Source organism: Thermus sp. FJN-A, assembly GCF_054655095.1.
Genome location: NZ_BAAHSC010000169.1, coordinates 63,769 through 76,543 on the forward strand (window position 1 = coordinate 63,769; position 12,775 = coordinate 76,543).

Annotated in this window: 16 protein-coding genes and 2 riboswitches; of the genes, 7 read left to right on the forward strand and 9 right to left on the reverse strand. The window is 69.5% G+C overall.

Annotated elements, in window-relative coordinates:
• Window positions 1–37: 37 nt before the first annotated feature.
• Window positions 38–177, reverse strand: a riboswitch (cobalamin riboswitch).
• Window positions 178–193: 16 nt separating this feature from the next.
• A complete protein-coding gene (locus ACYQ0J_RS04610; RefSeq protein WP_460171007.1) occupies window positions 194–727 on the reverse strand; it encodes a histidine phosphatase family protein in 534 nt (177 codons plus the stop codon).
• Between the two features lie 25 nt (window positions 728–752).
• On the opposite strand from ACYQ0J_RS04610, the gene cobT reads away from it, so the two are divergent.
• The 4 genes from cobT to ACYQ0J_RS04630 are packed head-to-tail and all read left to right on the forward strand — an operon-like array spanning window position 753 to window position 4,322.
• Complete coding sequence (gene cobT / locus ACYQ0J_RS04615) at window positions 753–1,763, forward strand: nicotinate-nucleotide--dimethylbenzimidazole phosphoribosyltransferase (protein ID WP_460171008.1); 1,011 nt, start codon at window positions 753–755, stop codon at window positions 1,761–1,763.
• Between the two features lie 2 nt (window positions 1,764–1,765).
• Entirely contained in the window at window positions 1,766–2,461 is a 696-nt protein-coding gene (locus ACYQ0J_RS04620) for an adenosylcobinamide-GDP ribazoletransferase (RefSeq protein ID WP_460171009.1), read from the forward strand.
• Window positions 2,440–3,003 (forward strand): cob(I)yrinic acid a,c-diamide adenosyltransferase, encoded by a 564-nt coding sequence (gene cobO, locus ACYQ0J_RS04625; RefSeq protein ID WP_460171010.1) that lies wholly within the window; start codon window positions 2,440–2,442, stop codon window positions 3,001–3,003. Before ACYQ0J_RS04620 ends, cobO begins: the two co-directional genes overlap by 22 nt.
• Window positions 3,003–4,322, forward strand: coding sequence for a cobyrinate a,c-diamide synthase (locus ACYQ0J_RS04630; RefSeq protein ID WP_460171011.1), 1,320 nt, complete (start codon window positions 3,003–3,005; stop codon window positions 4,320–4,322). The genes cobO and ACYQ0J_RS04630 overlap by 1 nt, the downstream gene beginning before the upstream one ends.
• A gap of 51 nt (window positions 4,323–4,373) precedes the next feature.
• On the opposite strand, the gene ACYQ0J_RS04635 is transcribed toward ACYQ0J_RS04630, so the two are convergent.
• The 8 genes from ACYQ0J_RS04635 to ACYQ0J_RS04670 all read right to left on the reverse strand — a co-directional run bounded on the left by ACYQ0J_RS04635 (window position 4,374) and on the right by ACYQ0J_RS04670 (window position 10,917).
• Window positions 4,374–5,423, reverse strand: coding sequence for a sulfate adenylyltransferase (locus tag ACYQ0J_RS04635; protein ID WP_460171012.1), 1,050 nt, complete (start codon window positions 5,421–5,423; stop codon window positions 4,374–4,376).
• The gene (cobA, locus tag ACYQ0J_RS04640) at window positions 5,417–6,148 is read right to left on the reverse strand and encodes a uroporphyrinogen-III C-methyltransferase (protein WP_460171013.1); all 732 of its coding nucleotides are present in this window, start codon (window positions 6,146–6,148) and stop codon (window positions 5,417–5,419) included. The genes ACYQ0J_RS04635 and cobA overlap by 7 nt, the downstream gene beginning before the upstream one ends.
• The gene (locus ACYQ0J_RS04645) at window positions 6,141–6,881 is read right to left on the reverse strand and encodes a sulfite exporter TauE/SafE family protein (RefSeq protein WP_460171014.1); all 741 of its coding nucleotides are present in this window, start codon (window positions 6,879–6,881) and stop codon (window positions 6,141–6,143) included. The genes cobA and ACYQ0J_RS04645 overlap by 8 nt, the downstream gene beginning before the upstream one ends.
• Window positions 6,882–7,550, reverse strand: coding sequence for a phosphoadenylyl-sulfate reductase (locus ACYQ0J_RS04650; protein WP_460171015.1), 669 nt, complete (start codon window positions 7,548–7,550; stop codon window positions 6,882–6,884).
• Window positions 7,538–8,188 carry a precorrin-2 dehydrogenase/sirohydrochlorin ferrochelatase family protein gene (locus ACYQ0J_RS04655; protein WP_460171016.1) on the reverse strand — a complete coding sequence of 217 codons (651 nt, stop codon included), beginning with the start codon at window positions 8,186–8,188 and terminating at the stop codon, window positions 7,538–7,540. The genes ACYQ0J_RS04650 and ACYQ0J_RS04655 overlap by 13 nt, the downstream gene beginning before the upstream one ends.
• Window positions 8,170–8,946 (reverse strand): uroporphyrinogen-III synthase, encoded by a 777-nt coding sequence (locus tag ACYQ0J_RS04660; protein ID WP_460171017.1) that lies wholly within the window; start codon window positions 8,944–8,946, stop codon window positions 8,170–8,172. Before ACYQ0J_RS04660 ends, ACYQ0J_RS04655 begins: the two co-directional genes overlap by 19 nt.
• Window positions 8,947–8,956: 10 nt before the next feature.
• Window positions 8,957–10,714 (reverse strand): nitrite/sulfite reductase, encoded by a 1,758-nt coding sequence (locus ACYQ0J_RS04665; RefSeq protein ID WP_460171018.1) that lies wholly within the window; start codon window positions 10,712–10,714, stop codon window positions 8,957–8,959.
• A 65-nt stretch (window positions 10,715–10,779) separates the two neighbouring features.
• The gene (locus tag ACYQ0J_RS04670) at window positions 10,780–10,917 is read right to left on the reverse strand and encodes a hypothetical protein (RefSeq protein ID WP_460171019.1); all 138 of its coding nucleotides are present in this window, start codon (window positions 10,915–10,917) and stop codon (window positions 10,780–10,782) included.
• 59 nt (window positions 10,918–10,976) lie between these two features.
• A riboswitch (TPP riboswitch) is annotated at window positions 10,977–11,086 on the forward strand.
• A 69-nt stretch (window positions 11,087–11,155) separates the two neighbouring features.
• Here ACYQ0J_RS04670 and thiE point away from each other — a divergent pair.
• Genes thiE through ACYQ0J_RS04685 form a run of 3 tightly spaced genes read left to right on the forward strand, consistent with a single transcriptional unit; the run spans window position 11,156 to window position 12,767 of the window.
• Entirely contained in the window at window positions 11,156–11,776 is a 621-nt protein-coding gene (thiE, locus tag ACYQ0J_RS04675) for a thiamine phosphate synthase (RefSeq protein ID WP_460171020.1), read from the forward strand.
• Window positions 11,763–11,957, forward strand: coding sequence for a sulfur carrier protein ThiS (thiS, locus tag ACYQ0J_RS04680; protein WP_460171021.1), 195 nt, complete (start codon window positions 11,763–11,765; stop codon window positions 11,955–11,957). The genes thiE and thiS overlap by 14 nt, the downstream gene beginning before the upstream one ends.
• Window positions 11,958–12,767, forward strand: coding sequence for a thiazole synthase (locus ACYQ0J_RS04685; RefSeq protein ID WP_460171022.1), 810 nt, complete (start codon window positions 11,958–11,960; stop codon window positions 12,765–12,767).
• The last annotated feature ends 8 nt before the right edge of the window (window positions 12,768–12,775 follow it).

The window sequence follows — 12,775 nt, forward strand, 5'->3', positions numbered from 1 at the left end:
CTCCTTTCGCCCCTGCTCGGGGGCAGGTGAGGCGCGCGCCGGGGCGGGTATTCGGGCTTCCGGCCAAGACGCTAGGCCTATCGCTTTGGGCCGGTTACCGTTGCGGCACAGCGCCGGACTTTCACCGGTCTTCCCCCTTTGCCGCCCCAGGACATCCGGGCCCTAGGGCACCCCGGCCGCTCTCGCCCGTGTTTTACCCCTTCTCTCCCTCCCCGTCAAGGGAGGGGCGGGCGAGCACCTTCTTGGGCCAGTCCACCACCACCGCGCTTCCCGGGGGCACGAGGCCGTCCTCCCCCAAGGCCCTGAGAACCGCCCGGACCACTCCCCCGTGGGTGAAGAGGAGGGCGGGGGCCCCTAGCCCTTCCAGGAAGCGGAAGACCCGCTCCTGAAAGGCGGAAAGGCTCTCCCCCCCAGGGGGATGGAAGCCCTGGAAGCGGAGGAGGGCCTCCTTGTGGAGGGGGTCCAGGGTCTCCCAAAGGGCCCCCTCCAGCGCCCCGAAGTGAATCTCCCGGAGCTCCCTGGCCAGAAGGGGCGTGTACCCCGCGAGCGCCGCCGTCTCCCTGGCCCGGAGGAGGTCGGAGCTGTAGGCGGGAAGGGGAGGGAGGAGCCCCTTGAGCCTTCGCGCCTGGGCCCTCCCCTCCTCGGTGAGGGGGAGGTCCGTCCAGCCCAAAAGCCTTCCCTCCCGGTTCCAAAGGGTCTCCCCGTGGCGCACGAGCCAAAGCTCCATGTCCCAAGGTATACTCCTCCGCGGGATGGACGCGGAAGTCTTGCGAGAGGCCGAGGTCCGGATGACCAGGCTCACCAAGCCCCCCCGCTCCCTGGGCCACCTGGAGGAGGTGGCCCTGCGCCTGGCGGGGATCCAGGGGCGGGTGAAGCCGGAGCTTGGCCGGGGCGCGGTGGTGGTGGCCGCCGCCGACCACGGGGTGGTGGCCGAGGGGGTCTCCGCCTACCCCCAGGAGGTCACCCACGCCATGGTCCTGAACTTTCTCGGAGGCGGGGCGGCTATCAACCAGTTCGCCCGGGTGGCGGACTGCGAGGTCTACGTGTTGGACGTGGGGGTCATCGGGGCGCTCCCCGACCACCCCAGGCTCCTCAAGGCCAAGGTGCGCCCCGGCACGGGAAACCTTGCCCGAGGGCCCGCTCTCTCCCTGGAGGAGGCCCAAAGGGCCCTGGAGGCGGGCAGGGAGGCGGCGAGACGGGCCATCTCGGAGGGGGCCACGATCCTCGCCGCCGGGGACATGGGCATCGGCAACACCACCGCGGCGGCCGCCCTCACCGCCGCCCTCTTGGGCCTTCCCCCGGAGGCCGTGGTGGGCCGGGGGACGGGGGTGGGGGAGGAGGGGCTTAGGCGGAAGCGGGAGGCCGTGGCCAGGGCCCTCGCCCGCCTCCGGCCCAATATGGACCCCTTGGCGGTGGCCGCGGAGGTGGGGGGGCTCGAGCTCCTCGCCATCGCCGGGGTCTACCTGGAGGGGTACGAGGCGGGCCTTCCCTTGGTGCTGGACGGCTTCCCCGTGACGAGCGGGGCGCTTTTGGCCTGGAGGCTGCTGCCCGAAATCCGGGGCCACTTCTTCGCGGGCCACCTCTCCCGGGAGCCGGGGCACCGCCTGGCCCTTCAGGCCCTGGGCCTGAGGCCCCTTTTGGACCTGGACCTGGCCCTAGGGGAGGGGACGGGGGCGGTCCTCGCCATGCCCCTCCTCCGGGCCGCGGCCCGCATCCTCCACATGGCCACCTTTGCCGAGGCGGGGGTGCCCGAGGGGGGCTAGGCGTGCGCCCCCTGCGCCTGGCCTTCGCCCTTCTCACCGTCTTCCCCCTGGCCCCCAAGGAGGCCACCCCGGAGGATTTCCGCCGGGCCGCCCTTTTCTTCCCCCTGGTGGGCTATGCCCTGGGGGCTTGGCTCGCCCTCCTTTCCCTCCTCCCCCTCCCCGCCGGCCTAAAGGGGGCTCTCCTCCTCGCCCTCCTCCTCGGCCTCACGGGGTTTTTGCACCTGGACGGCCTCCTGGACACCGCCGATGCCCTCCTGGGCGCCAAGCCCAGGGAGAGGCGGCTGGCCATCCTCAAGGACCCCCACCTGGGGGCCTTCGCCTTCGGGGTAGGAGGGGTTTACCTCCTCCTCCTCGGGCAGGCCCTGGCCCTGGTGCAAGACCCCCTTTTCCTCCTCCTCTTCCCCGGGTTCGCCCGTTTCGCCGTGCTGCCCCTCCTCTCCCGCTACCCCCTGCTCCACCCTGGGATGGCGGGCCTCATCCGGGGGGCGCCCTGGCACCTCCCCTTGGCCCTGGCCCTCCCCTTTCCCCTCCTCTACCCCGCCCCCGCCCTCCTGGCCTTCCTGGTCGCCTGGGGGGTGGCGCGGCTCGCCTTCCTCCGCCTTGGGGGCCTGAGCGGGGACGTGCTCGGGGCCATGATCGCCTTTTGCGAGCTGGCCTCCCTGGTAAGCTATGCCCTGTGGAGGAGCCTGGGCGGCTGAAGCCTTACGAGAGGCCCCAAGGGGAGAGGCGGGGGCTTCTCCTGGTGTACACCGGGGACGGGAAGGGCAAGAGCACCGCCGCCTTCGGCCTCGCCCTAAGGGCCCATGGGAGGGGGCTTAAGGTGCGGATCTTCCAGTTTCTGAAGCACGAGACCGCCCGCTTCGGGGAGCACCGGGCTCTGGGCCTTTTGGGCATCCCCATCGAGGGCCTGGGGGATGGGTTTACCTGGAGGAGCCGGGACCTCGCCCGCTCGGCCGGGCTGGCCCAGGAGGGCTGGCTTAGGGCCAAGGAGGCCCTCCTCTCCGGGGCCTACGACCTCGTGATCCTGGACGAGGCCACCTACCCCCTGCGCTACGGCTGGATTTCCCTGGAGGAGTTCCTGGACACCCTGCGCGCCCGGCCCGCCCACGTGCACGTGGTGGTGACGGGAAGGGGGGCCCCCGAGGCGCTTTTGCACCTGGCGGACACGGTGACGGAGATGCGGAAGGTTAAGCACGCCTTTGACCAGGGCGTGCCCGCCCAGAGGGGGATAGAGCACTGATGCGCCTCCTCCTCGCCGCTCCCCACTCGGGCGCCGGCAAGACCACGGTCTCCCTGGCCCTCCTCTTGGCCCTGAAGGAGCAGGGCCTAAGGGTCCAGCCCTTCAAGGTGGGCCCCGACTACATTGACCCCACTCACCTCGAGGCCGCCGCCGGGCGGAAGCCCTACAACCTGGACGGGTTTTTCCTGGACGGGGAGGGGCTCCTCGCCCTCTTCCGCCACGGGGCGAGGGGGGCGGACTTCGCCCTGATTGAAGGGGTCATGGGCCTTTTTGACGGCAAGGACCCCTTGGGGCGGGTGGGCTCCACCGCCCAGGTGGCGAGGCTCCTTAAGGCCCCCGTGGCCCTGGTGGTGGACGCCCAAGGCATGGCGGGCTCCATCGCTCCCCTGGCCCAGGGCTTTGCCGCCCACGACCCCGGGGTGCGGGTGGTGGGGGTCTTCGCCAACCGGGTGGGCTCAGAGCGGCACGCAAGGATCCTCCGGGAGGCCCTCGAGGCGGTGGGCCTTCCCCTCTTGGGCTGGCTCCCCCAGGACCCCGCCCTCGCCCTCCCCGAGCGCCACCTGGGCCTGGTCCTGGCCGGGGAGGCGGCCCCGCCCCTGGAGGCCCTGCGCCGGGCCTTCCGGGTGGATCTGGAGGCCCTCCTGGCCCTGGCCGCCTCCGCCCCGCCCCTCCCTGAGGCCAGGCCCTTCCTGCCGGAGAAGCGCCCCGCGCGGGTGCGGGTGGCCTACGCGTGGGACCGGGCCTTTTCCTTCTACTACCCGGAGGGCCTGGAGCTTTTGGAGGCCTTGGGGGCGGAGCTCGTTCCCTTTAGCCCCCTCGAGGACGAAGCCCTCCCCGAGGCCCATGCCCTCCTCCTGGGGGGCGGTTACCCCGAGCTTTTCGCCGAGCGCCTTGCGGAGAACCGGGCCATGCGGGAGGCCCTCCGCCGCTTTCCTGGGCCCATTGTGGCCGAGTGCGGCGGCTACATGTACCTCTCCCAGGGCCTTTGGGTGGGGGAGCGGTTCTTCCCCATGGTGGGCCTGGTTCCGGGGGAGGCCCGGATGGGGGAGAGGCCGGTCCTCGGCTACCGGGAGGTGGAGGCGGTGCGGGATAACCCCCTGGCGCAAAGGGGAGAGGTCTTCAGGGGGCACGAGTTTCACTACGCCCACCTTTCCCCTTCCCCAAGCCCCGCCTGGCGCCGCCTGGGGGGAAGCGAGATGGAAGGGCACACGGACGGGCGGGTCCTCGGGAGCTTCGTCCACCTCTACCTGCCCGCCAAGCCCCAAGGGGCCTTGCGCCTCTTGGCCCTGGCCAGGAGAAAAGGGCTTCGCCTGGGTTAGGGCGTTCGTGAAAGGCCCTTTGCGGTTCGCCAGGGTCTTGTACAGGCGGGTTTAAACCCCTTGCCGCAGGATGGGTACGAGCTCGGGGCGGACGAGCTCGGGAGGCGGGCTTTTCCCTTCCCGGAGAAGGGCCCGGACCTTGGTCATGCTGATGGAGAGGCGTCCTTCCCTGTGCTCCTCGGGACAGGTCCTCTCCGAGGCCATGCCCCCGCAAAGGGAGCAGTGGAAGACCGCCCCCACCCTGACGACCTCGATCCCCAAGGGGGGAAGCTGGTCGAAGATGCGGTGGGCGGCGTAGGGGTCGTAGAAACCCCCCACCCCGGCGTGGTCCCGGCCCACCAGAAAGTGGGTGGCCCCGAAGTTCCTGCGCACCAGGGCGTGAAAGACCGCCTCCTTGGGCCCGGCGTAGCGCATGGGGGTGGCGAGGCCGAAGAGGGCCACCCGCTCCTGAGGAAGGAAGCTCGCGATCAGGGCCTGGTAGGCCTCTACGATGACCCCCGTGGGGAAGTCGTCTTCCTTCTTGGCTCCCAAAATAGGGTGGACCAGGACCCCGTCCGCGAGCTCCAGGCCGAGCCTTATCAGGTACTCGTGGGCCCGGTGGGGGGCGTTTCGCGTCTGGAAGGCCACCACCTTTTTCCAGCCCCGTTCCCGGAAGAAGGCCCGTACCTCCTCCGGACTCTTTTCCAGGGGACCCCTGGCCCTAGGCTTGAGCACCTCCACCTTGCCCCCCAGGGCAAAGGGGCCTTTGGCGTAGAGCTTGGCCACCCCGGGATGGGCCTCGCTTTCCGTGCCGAAGACGACCCGGGCGAGCACCCTTAGGTCCAGCCCGTAGGCCTCGGCCACGTGGAGGAGGGCGACCCGCTCACCCCCATGCAGAAGGGCCACGGTGTCCCCGGGCCCCACCTTGGGCCTTTCCCGGAACTGGAGGAGGACGGGGATGGTCCAGACTTCCCCCGTGGGGAGGCGCATCTCGTGGGCCACGGAGAGGGCCTCCTCCCGGGTCATGAAGCCCTTTACGGGGAAGAAGGCTCCTGTGGCCAGGTTCTCCAGGTCCAGCCTCTCGTCCTCGCCGATCGCCAAAGTGGGAAGGCTTTCTACCACGGCTCACCTCCCAGGACCAAAGCCGCTGTGGGCTCCTCGGCCTCGGCAAAGAGGCGCACCACCTCGCCCAGGATCCAGAGGGCGGGGGCCTCCACCGCCACCTTCCCCTCGGCCACCTCCTTGAGGGAGGCTAGGACGCGGCGCTCCTTGGGGGTGGAGACCCGTTCCACGAAGAGGATGGGTTCCAGGGGATTGCGCCCCAGGCGGAGGAGTTCCTTGGCGATCCAGACCCTCCGCTTCACCCCCATGAGGACCACCAGGGTGGGCGCCTGGGCGAAGGGGCGAAGGTCGGGGTAGCCGCCTCCCTCCAGGAGGCCGGTGACCACGGCAAACCCGTGGGCGAGGCCCCGGTGGGTGAGGGGAAGCCTGGAGGCGAGGAGGCTCGTCACCCCGGGGACCACCTCCACGGGGACGCCGTGCCGGAGGAGGAAAACCACCTCCTCCCCGCCCCTCCCGAAGACCATGGGGTCCCCTCCTTTGAGGCGCACCACGAAGGGGTAGGCCCGGGCATAGCGGAGGAGGAGGCGGTGGATCACCTCTTGTTTTGCGCTTTCCCCTTCTTCCTTGCCCACGTAGACCTTTTCACCCGGGATAAGATCCAGGATGCGCCCGTCCACCAGGCGGTCGTGGAGGACCACGGGGGCCTCCTTGAGGAGGCGGTAGGCCTTGAGGGTGAGGAGCTCGGGGTTTCCCGGGCCTGCCCCCACCAAATAGACCCTACCCATGGGCTACCCCCCGGTAGATGAGTTGGCTTCCGATAAAGAGGAGCCAAAGGAGGAGGGCTACCCGCAGGGGCTTTTTGGGAAGCCAGGTGGCGAAGAGGGCCCCGAGAAGCCCCCCCGCTACCCCGCCCGAGGCCAGGGCGAGGAGGAGACCCGGGTCCACCTGGCCGAAGTAGAGGTGGACCCCGCCCCCCAAGAGGGCGAGGGCGAGGCCGAAGAGGAGGTCGGTGCCCACCGCCTTCTGGGGGGAAAGCCGGGTGGCGTAGAGGAGGAGGAGCGTCCCCAAGGCCCCGGCCCCGGCGGAGGAGAAGCCCACCTCGAGGCCGATCCCGAAGGCCGCAGGCGGCAGCAGGCCTGGTCTCTTCTTTCCTTGGGGTAGCCCCTTAAGGCTCCGCCAGAGCCCAAGCCCCGCCGAGAGGACCACGGTGAGGCCCACGAGGAGGAGAACCAAATCCTTGGCCCCTTTGAGCTGGGCGAGGAGGAGGCTTCCTAGAAGCACCCCCGGGATCCCGCCTAAAAGAAGGCGGAAAAGCGCCTTGGGGTCCACCTGCCCCCTTAGGAGGTAGACCCCCCCGGCGGGGACCTTCACCAGGAAGCCGAAAAGGAGGGCGGTGCCCACCGCCACCTCCGGGGGAAGCCCCAGGGCGAGGATGAGGAGGGGCGCGGTGACCGTCCCCGCCCCCACCCCCGTGACCCCGATGGCGAAGGCGATGAAGAAGCCTAGCAGAAAGGCCATCTACCCCTCCTTGCCGTGCAGGTGGATGCCGCACTCCAGCTTGCTCTTCCCCGCCCAGCGGCCCGAGCGGGGGTCCGAGGGGTCCAGAGGCTTCGCCGTGCAGGGAGCGCAGCCGATGGAGAGGTAGCCCTCCTCGTAGAGGGGAAGGTAGGGGAGGTCCTGCACGGCCAGGTAGGCGAAGACCTCCTTAAATGTCCAGTCGTAAAGGGGGTTTACCTTCTTCAGGCGGTGGCCCGAGGGGAGGCGGGCTTCCTCGATGGACTTAAGGTCCCTCCGGGTGGGGGACTGTTCCCGCCTGAGCCCCGTGAACCAGGTGTCGTGGGCCTCCAGCGCGGCGAAGAGGGGCTTTACCTTGCGGATCTCGCAGCACCGGCCGGGGTCGGTTTCGTAGAGCTTTCCGTAAAGCCTCTCCTGCTCCTCCCGGGAGAGGCTTGGGGTGAGGTTCACCAGGCGGAAGCCGAGCCTCTTTTGCATCTCGTCCCGGTAGGCGTAGACCTCAGGGAAGTGATAGCCCGTGTCCAGGAAGAGGACGGGGAGGTCGGGCTTTTCCCCTAGGAGCAGGTGGAGGACCACCACGTCCTCCGCCTGGAAGCTGCACGTGAAGCAGGGGGCTTTGCTTTGGGCGAGGGCTTCCCGTATGAGGTCCTTCGCCGCCTTTACCTTGTCCACGCTTCCACCTCCTTTAGGGCCTCCTCGGCCTTGGCCACCGCTTTGGGGAGGCCCTCCTTGGGGTCCAGGTCCAGTGCCTCCAGGGCCTGGTCCACGATCCGGTACCAGAGGCGCTTCCTTTCCTCAAAGCTCGGGATTTGGGCGATCCTGGGCCTCAAGGTCCTTAGGAAGGCCACGAGCTCCCCGTAGGCTTCGGGGAAAAGCCCCGCCAGGCGCTCCTTGAGCCTTACAGCGAGGGCGGGGGCGGCCCCCGAGGTGGAAAGAGCCACCAAAAGCTCCCCGCGCCTAAGGACGGCGGGGAGGATGGCGCTGGCGTTCTGGGGGTCGTCCACGGCCACGAGGAAGACCCGCTTCCTTTCCGCCTCCTCCTTGACCTTGGGGTGGATGGCCTTGTCCTCGGGGTGGCTTATGACCAGGAAGAAGCCCTCTAGGTCTCCCTCCCGGTAGCCCCGGGGGATCCAGCGGATCCTCCCTTGGGCCGCGAGGCCCTCCAGCCCGAACCGGTTCTCCTCGGCGAGGACGGTGACTTGGGCCTCCGCCTCGAGGAGAGCCATAAGCTTCATGGAGGTCTCGGGTCCCCCGCCGATGAGGAGGACAGAGCGGCCCCTCAGGTCCAGCATCAGGGGGAAGTAGGCCATGCCACCTCCTTTTGCAGGGCCTGCTTGAAGCCCTGGAGCATGCTGCCCAGGCGCTCGGTCTCGTCCACGTAGAAGGGCTTAACCCCCCACTCCCTTAAGGCGTCGGCGGTGACCCGGCCCACGGCCAGGGCCTTGACCCGGGTGGAGAGGGCCTCCCTGAGGGCCAGAGGGTCCTTCGCCCCCTCAAAGAGGAACTCCACCTGGATGGCGGCCACGAAGGCGAGGGCGTCCACCTCCCCTGCAAGGACGGCCACCTCGAGGCGGCGGACCCCCTCGAGGTCCGGGAGGTGGCGGTAGGGCATGAGGGGGAGGACCCGGTAGCCCCTTTCCGCCAGGGCGTTTTCCAGAAGGGGAAGGGGCTTGCCGTAAAGCTGGAGGGCGGCTTTGCCCCCGCCTTGGGGAAGGAGGGGGAGGAGGCTTTTGGAGGTGCCGTCCCCCACGGCGTGGGGGGGAAGGCCGAGCTCCCTTAGGGTGCGGGCGGCCTTGGCGCCTCGGGCCAAGCGGAAGGCCCCTTCCAAGGGCTTTCTAAGGTCTAGGCCCAGGGCCTTTCCCGCCTCGAGGAGGTCTTTTACCCCCACCCCGGTGGTAGCCACAAAGAGGTCCACCCCTTGGGCAAGCGCCCGCAGGTGGTCCCGGTACTCGGGGACGGGGACCTTTTCCGTGGCCTGGACGGGGAAGAGGAGGGGGGTGAAGCCGAGCTTTTCCGCCAGGGCCTTAAACTCCTCTTTGCGCCTTAGGCCGGCGTAGGCGAGGCGCATGGCCTCCTCCCTAAACGGCGCACTCCCCGCGCCCAAGCTGCACGCTGAAGGCCTCCCCTTCGGCCCCCAGGTCCTGGTAGAACTCGGGAGCTTCCTCGTAAGGGGGGACCTCCTGGAGGTCCTGGAGGAGGGGCTTGAAGGAGGCCGCCCCCACCCGGTCCAGGTAGGCCTGGAAGCTTTCCCCGTTTTGCCGCTCTGCCTCGTAGCGCTTCAGGATCCTCTCCACCGCCTCGGGGACCCGGCGGGCGGGGATCCTGCCCACCACCTGGCCGAAGCGAGCCTCCCCCTCCCGGGTGCGCCCGCCCAGGAGGAGGACGTAGTGGGGCACCTCCCTTTCCCCTACCTTGCGGCTTGAGCCGTAGAAGCCGATGTCGGCGATGTGGTGCTGGCCGCAGGAGTTGGGGCAGCCGGAGATCTTGAGGCTGATGGCCTTCACCCCGGGGTCCTGGGCCAGGGGGAGGCCGGCGAGGTGGGCCTCCAGGGCCTGGGCGAGCCCCCGGGAGCGGGTGATGGCCAGGTTGCAGGTGTCGGCCCCCGGGCAGCGGGTGATGTCCAGGAGGGTGTGGGCCTCGGGCCAGGCGAGCCCCGCCTCTAAAAGGGCCTCGTAAAGCCCCCCTAACGCCTCCTCGGGGACGAAGCGGAGGAGGAGGTTCTGGCTGATGGCGCTCCGGACCTCGGCGGCGTAGGTCTCGGCGATCTCCGCCAGGGCCCTAAGCCCCTCCGGGGTGATGTCCCCCAAGGGGAGGCGGACGATGGCGGTGTAGAAGCCCTCCTGCTTCTGCTTGAAGAGGTTGGTGCGCCGCCAGGCGTCAAACCCCGGGGCGAAGGAGAAGGGCTTTTGGGGCGGGTTGGGAAGCCTCGGGGGTTCGGGTTCTTGGGGAGGGGCCCAGGCCCTTAGGTCCTCCCCGGTGGCGGTGAGCTTCACGATGCGCCTTTCCTCCCGCACCGCCTCCCGGAAGGCGGCGATGCCCCACTTCTTCACCAGGAACTTGAGCCGCGCCTGGGTCAGGACCTTGCGGTTCCCGTAGCGGTCAAAGAGGCGGATGATGGCCAGCATGGTGGGGAGGAGGTCCTCCTCGGGGGTGAAGGGCTCCAAGAGCTCGGCGCTCATGGGGGCGGCCCCCAGGCCCCCCCCCACGTAGATGCGGAAGCCCCGCTTCCCCCCTTCCAGGGCCGCCACCACCCCGATGTCGTGGATGGGGGTGCGGGCGTGGTCCGTGGCGCACCCCTCAAAGGCCACCTTGAACTTGCGGGGGAGGTTCTGCCCCACGGGGTGGCGGAGGAAGTAACGGTAGGCCCTCTCGGCGTAGGGGGTGACGTCAAAGGGCTCCTCGGGGGAGACCCCGGCGTAGGGGCAGCAGGTGATGGCCCGGATGGAGTGGCCGCAGGCCTCCCGGGTGGTGAGGCCCACGGCGTTCACCGCCCTTAGGACCTTGGGCACGTCCCGGCGGTGGACGTGGTGGAGCTGGACCGCCTGGCGGGTGGTCACGTGGGCCAGGCGGTTTTCCGCATAGCGCTCGGCCACATCCGCCAGGACCCTAAGGCCTTCCGGGGTGATCCGCCCCACGGGGAGCTTGATGCGGATCATGTGGTGCTCGGGGCGTCCCCGGATGCCGTAGATGCCGTTCTTGAGGCGGTAGACCCGGAAGTCCTCGGGGTCTTCCTCCCCGGCCTCGAGGCGGGCGATCATGGCCTCCAGGTACCGGATCTCCGCCTCCGCCGCCGGGTCCAGGGGCGTGCCGCTTGCCCTGTCCACAGGCTCTGCCATCCCTCACCTCCGACCCCCGGGGACCGGGGGTTGGAGGGGATGGTATACCATTGAGCCTATGAAAGTCAAGGGTATGAGGCACCCTGGTCCCGGGCCTTCCGGGCGAGGCCGAGGCTGGGGGCGGGAAGGCCCAGGGCGGCCACGACCACCACGCCCAGGTGGAGGCTCCAGAGGAGGCTCGCTAGGGCTAGGTAGGGGCGCATGGGTTCTCCTCCAGTGTAGCCCGTGTTCCCTTTCCTGGGTGGGTGCGTGCTATAGTGGAGGGGCAGGCTAGGGGTGCCCCAATGGAGGGGCTGAGAGCTGGGTTCATCCCAGCAACCCTTGGAACCTGATCCGGGTAATGCCGGCGGAGGGAAGCCTATGCGGAAGACCCCAACCCCCCAAAACCCAACCCCCTTGGGCCGCGTGGGCCTTTCCCGCTGGCCTTAAGGGGGTGAAAGGTTGCTTGGAAGGCTCTACTTGGTGGTGACCCCAAGGCCCGGCTGGTCCTTTGCGGAGACCCTGGAGCGCACGGAAAGGGCCTTGGCGGGCGGCGTGGAGGTCTTGCAGCTTCGGGCCAAGGACTGGGAGGCGCGGCCCACCCTGGCGCTCGGGGAAAGGATGCTCGCCCTCGCCCGGCGCTACGGGGTGCCCTTCTTCCTGAACGACCGCCCCGACCTCGCCGCCCTCCTGGGGGCGGACGGGGTCCACCTAGGGCAGAACGACCTCACGCCCTTGGAGGCGCGGCGCTTCTTTGGGGGGAGGGTGGGCCGCTCCACCCACGCCCCGGAGCAGGCTCTGCGGGCCCTAGAGGAGGGGGTGGACTACCTCTCCGTGGGCCCCGTGTGGGAGACCCCCACGAAGCCGGGCAGGCCCGCGGCGGGGCTCGCTTACGTGCGCTGGGCGGCGGAAAACCTCGGGGAAAAGCCCTGGTACGCCATCGGGGGGATTGACCTCGCCAACCTGGACCGGGTTTTGGAGGCCGGGGCGAGGCGCATCGTGGTGGTCCGGGCCATCCTGGACGCCCCTGACCCCGGGAAGGCGGCCAGGGATTTTCGGGAGAGGCTTTATGGTGTGGCTTAACGGGGAGCCCAAGCCCTTGGAGGGAAGGACCCTCAAGGAGGTCTTAGAGGAGCTCGGCGTGGAGCTTAAAAGGGTCGCCATCCTCCTCAACGAGGAGGCCTTCTCGGGCCTCGAGGCCCCGGACCGGGTCCTGAAGGACGGGGACGTGGTGGAGGTGGTGGCCCTGATGCAGGGAGGCTAGATGGACACCTGGAAGGTGGGTCCCATAGAGCTTAAAAGCCGCCTCATCCTGGGGTCTGGGAAGTACAAGGACTTCGGGGTGATGCGGGAGGCCCTGGCCGCCGCGGGGGCCGAGGTGGTGACGGTTTCCGTGAGGCGGGTGGAGCTCAAGGCCCCGGGGCACGTGGGGCTTTTGGAGGCTTTGCAGGGGGTTAGGCTTCTCCCCAACACCGCCGGGGCCAAAACGGCCGAGGAGGCGGTGCGCCTCGCCCGGCTGGGCCGCCTCCTCACCGGGGAGCGGTGGGTGAAGCTGGAGGTCATCCCCGACCCCACCTACCTCCTCCCCGACCCCCTGGAGACCCTGAGGGCGGCGGAGCTTCTCATCCAGGAGGGTTTCCTCGTTCTCCCCTACATGGGGCCGGACCTGGTCCTGGCCAAAAGGCTCGCCGCCCTGGGCACGGCCACGGTCATGCCCCTTGCCGCCCCCATCGGCTCGGGCTGGGGGGTGAGGACGAGGGCCCTTTTGGAACTCTTCGCCCGGGAGAAGGCCTCCTTGCCCCCTGTGGTGGTGGACGCGGGGCTTGGCCTCCCCTCCCACGCGGCGGAGGTGATGGAGCTCGGCCTGGACGCGGTCTTGGTGAACACCGCCATCGCCGAGGCCAAAGACCCCCCGGCCATGGCCGCGGCCTTCCGGCTTGCGGTGGAGGCGGGGCGGAAGGCCTATCTGGCAGGGCCCATGCGGCCTAGGGAGACGGCGAGCCCCTCGAGCCCGGTGGAAGGGGTGCCTTTTACCCCGACCGGGCTTGCGCCCGGTCGGGGGCCCCAGGAGTGAGGAAGGGC

Coding starts and splice junctions, on each gene's coding strand:
- ACYQ0J_RS04610 (WP_460171007.1), bottom strand. CDS start 727: ATGGAGCTTTGGCTCGTGCGCCACGGGGAGACCCTTTGGAACCGGGAG.
- cobT (WP_460171008.1), top strand. CDS start 753: ATGGACGCGGAAGTCTTGCGAGAGGCCGAGGTCCGGATGACCAGGCTC.
- ACYQ0J_RS04630 (WP_460171011.1), top strand. CDS start 3,003: ATGCGCCTCCTCCTCGCCGCTCCCCACTCGGGCGCCGGCAAGACCACG.
- cobA (WP_460171013.1), bottom strand. CDS start 6,148: ATGGGTAGGGTCTATTTGGTGGGGGCAGGCCCGGGAAACCCCGAGCTC.
- ACYQ0J_RS04645 (WP_460171014.1), bottom strand. CDS start 6,881: ATGGCCTTTCTGCTAGGCTTCTTCATCGCCTTCGCCATCGGGGTCACG.
- ACYQ0J_RS04655 (WP_460171016.1), bottom strand. CDS start 8,188: ATGGCCTACTTCCCCCTGATGCTGGACCTGAGGGGCCGCTCTGTCCTC.
- ACYQ0J_RS04660 (WP_460171017.1), bottom strand. CDS start 8,946: ATGCGCCTCGCCTACGCCGGCCTAAGGCGCAAAGAGGAGTTTAAGGCC.
- ACYQ0J_RS04665 (WP_460171018.1), bottom strand. CDS start 10,714: ATGGCAGAGCCTGTGGACAGGGCAAGCGGCACGCCCCTGGACCCGGCG.
- ACYQ0J_RS04670 (WP_460171019.1), bottom strand. CDS start 10,917: ATGCGCCCCTACCTAGCCCTAGCGAGCCTCCTCTGGAGCCTCCACCTG.
- thiS (WP_460171021.1), top strand. CDS start 11,763: ATGGTGTGGCTTAACGGGGAGCCCAAGCCCTTGGAGGGAAGGACCCTC.
- ACYQ0J_RS04685 (WP_460171022.1), top strand. CDS start 11,958: ATGGACACCTGGAAGGTGGGTCCCATAGAGCTTAAAAGCCGCCTCATC.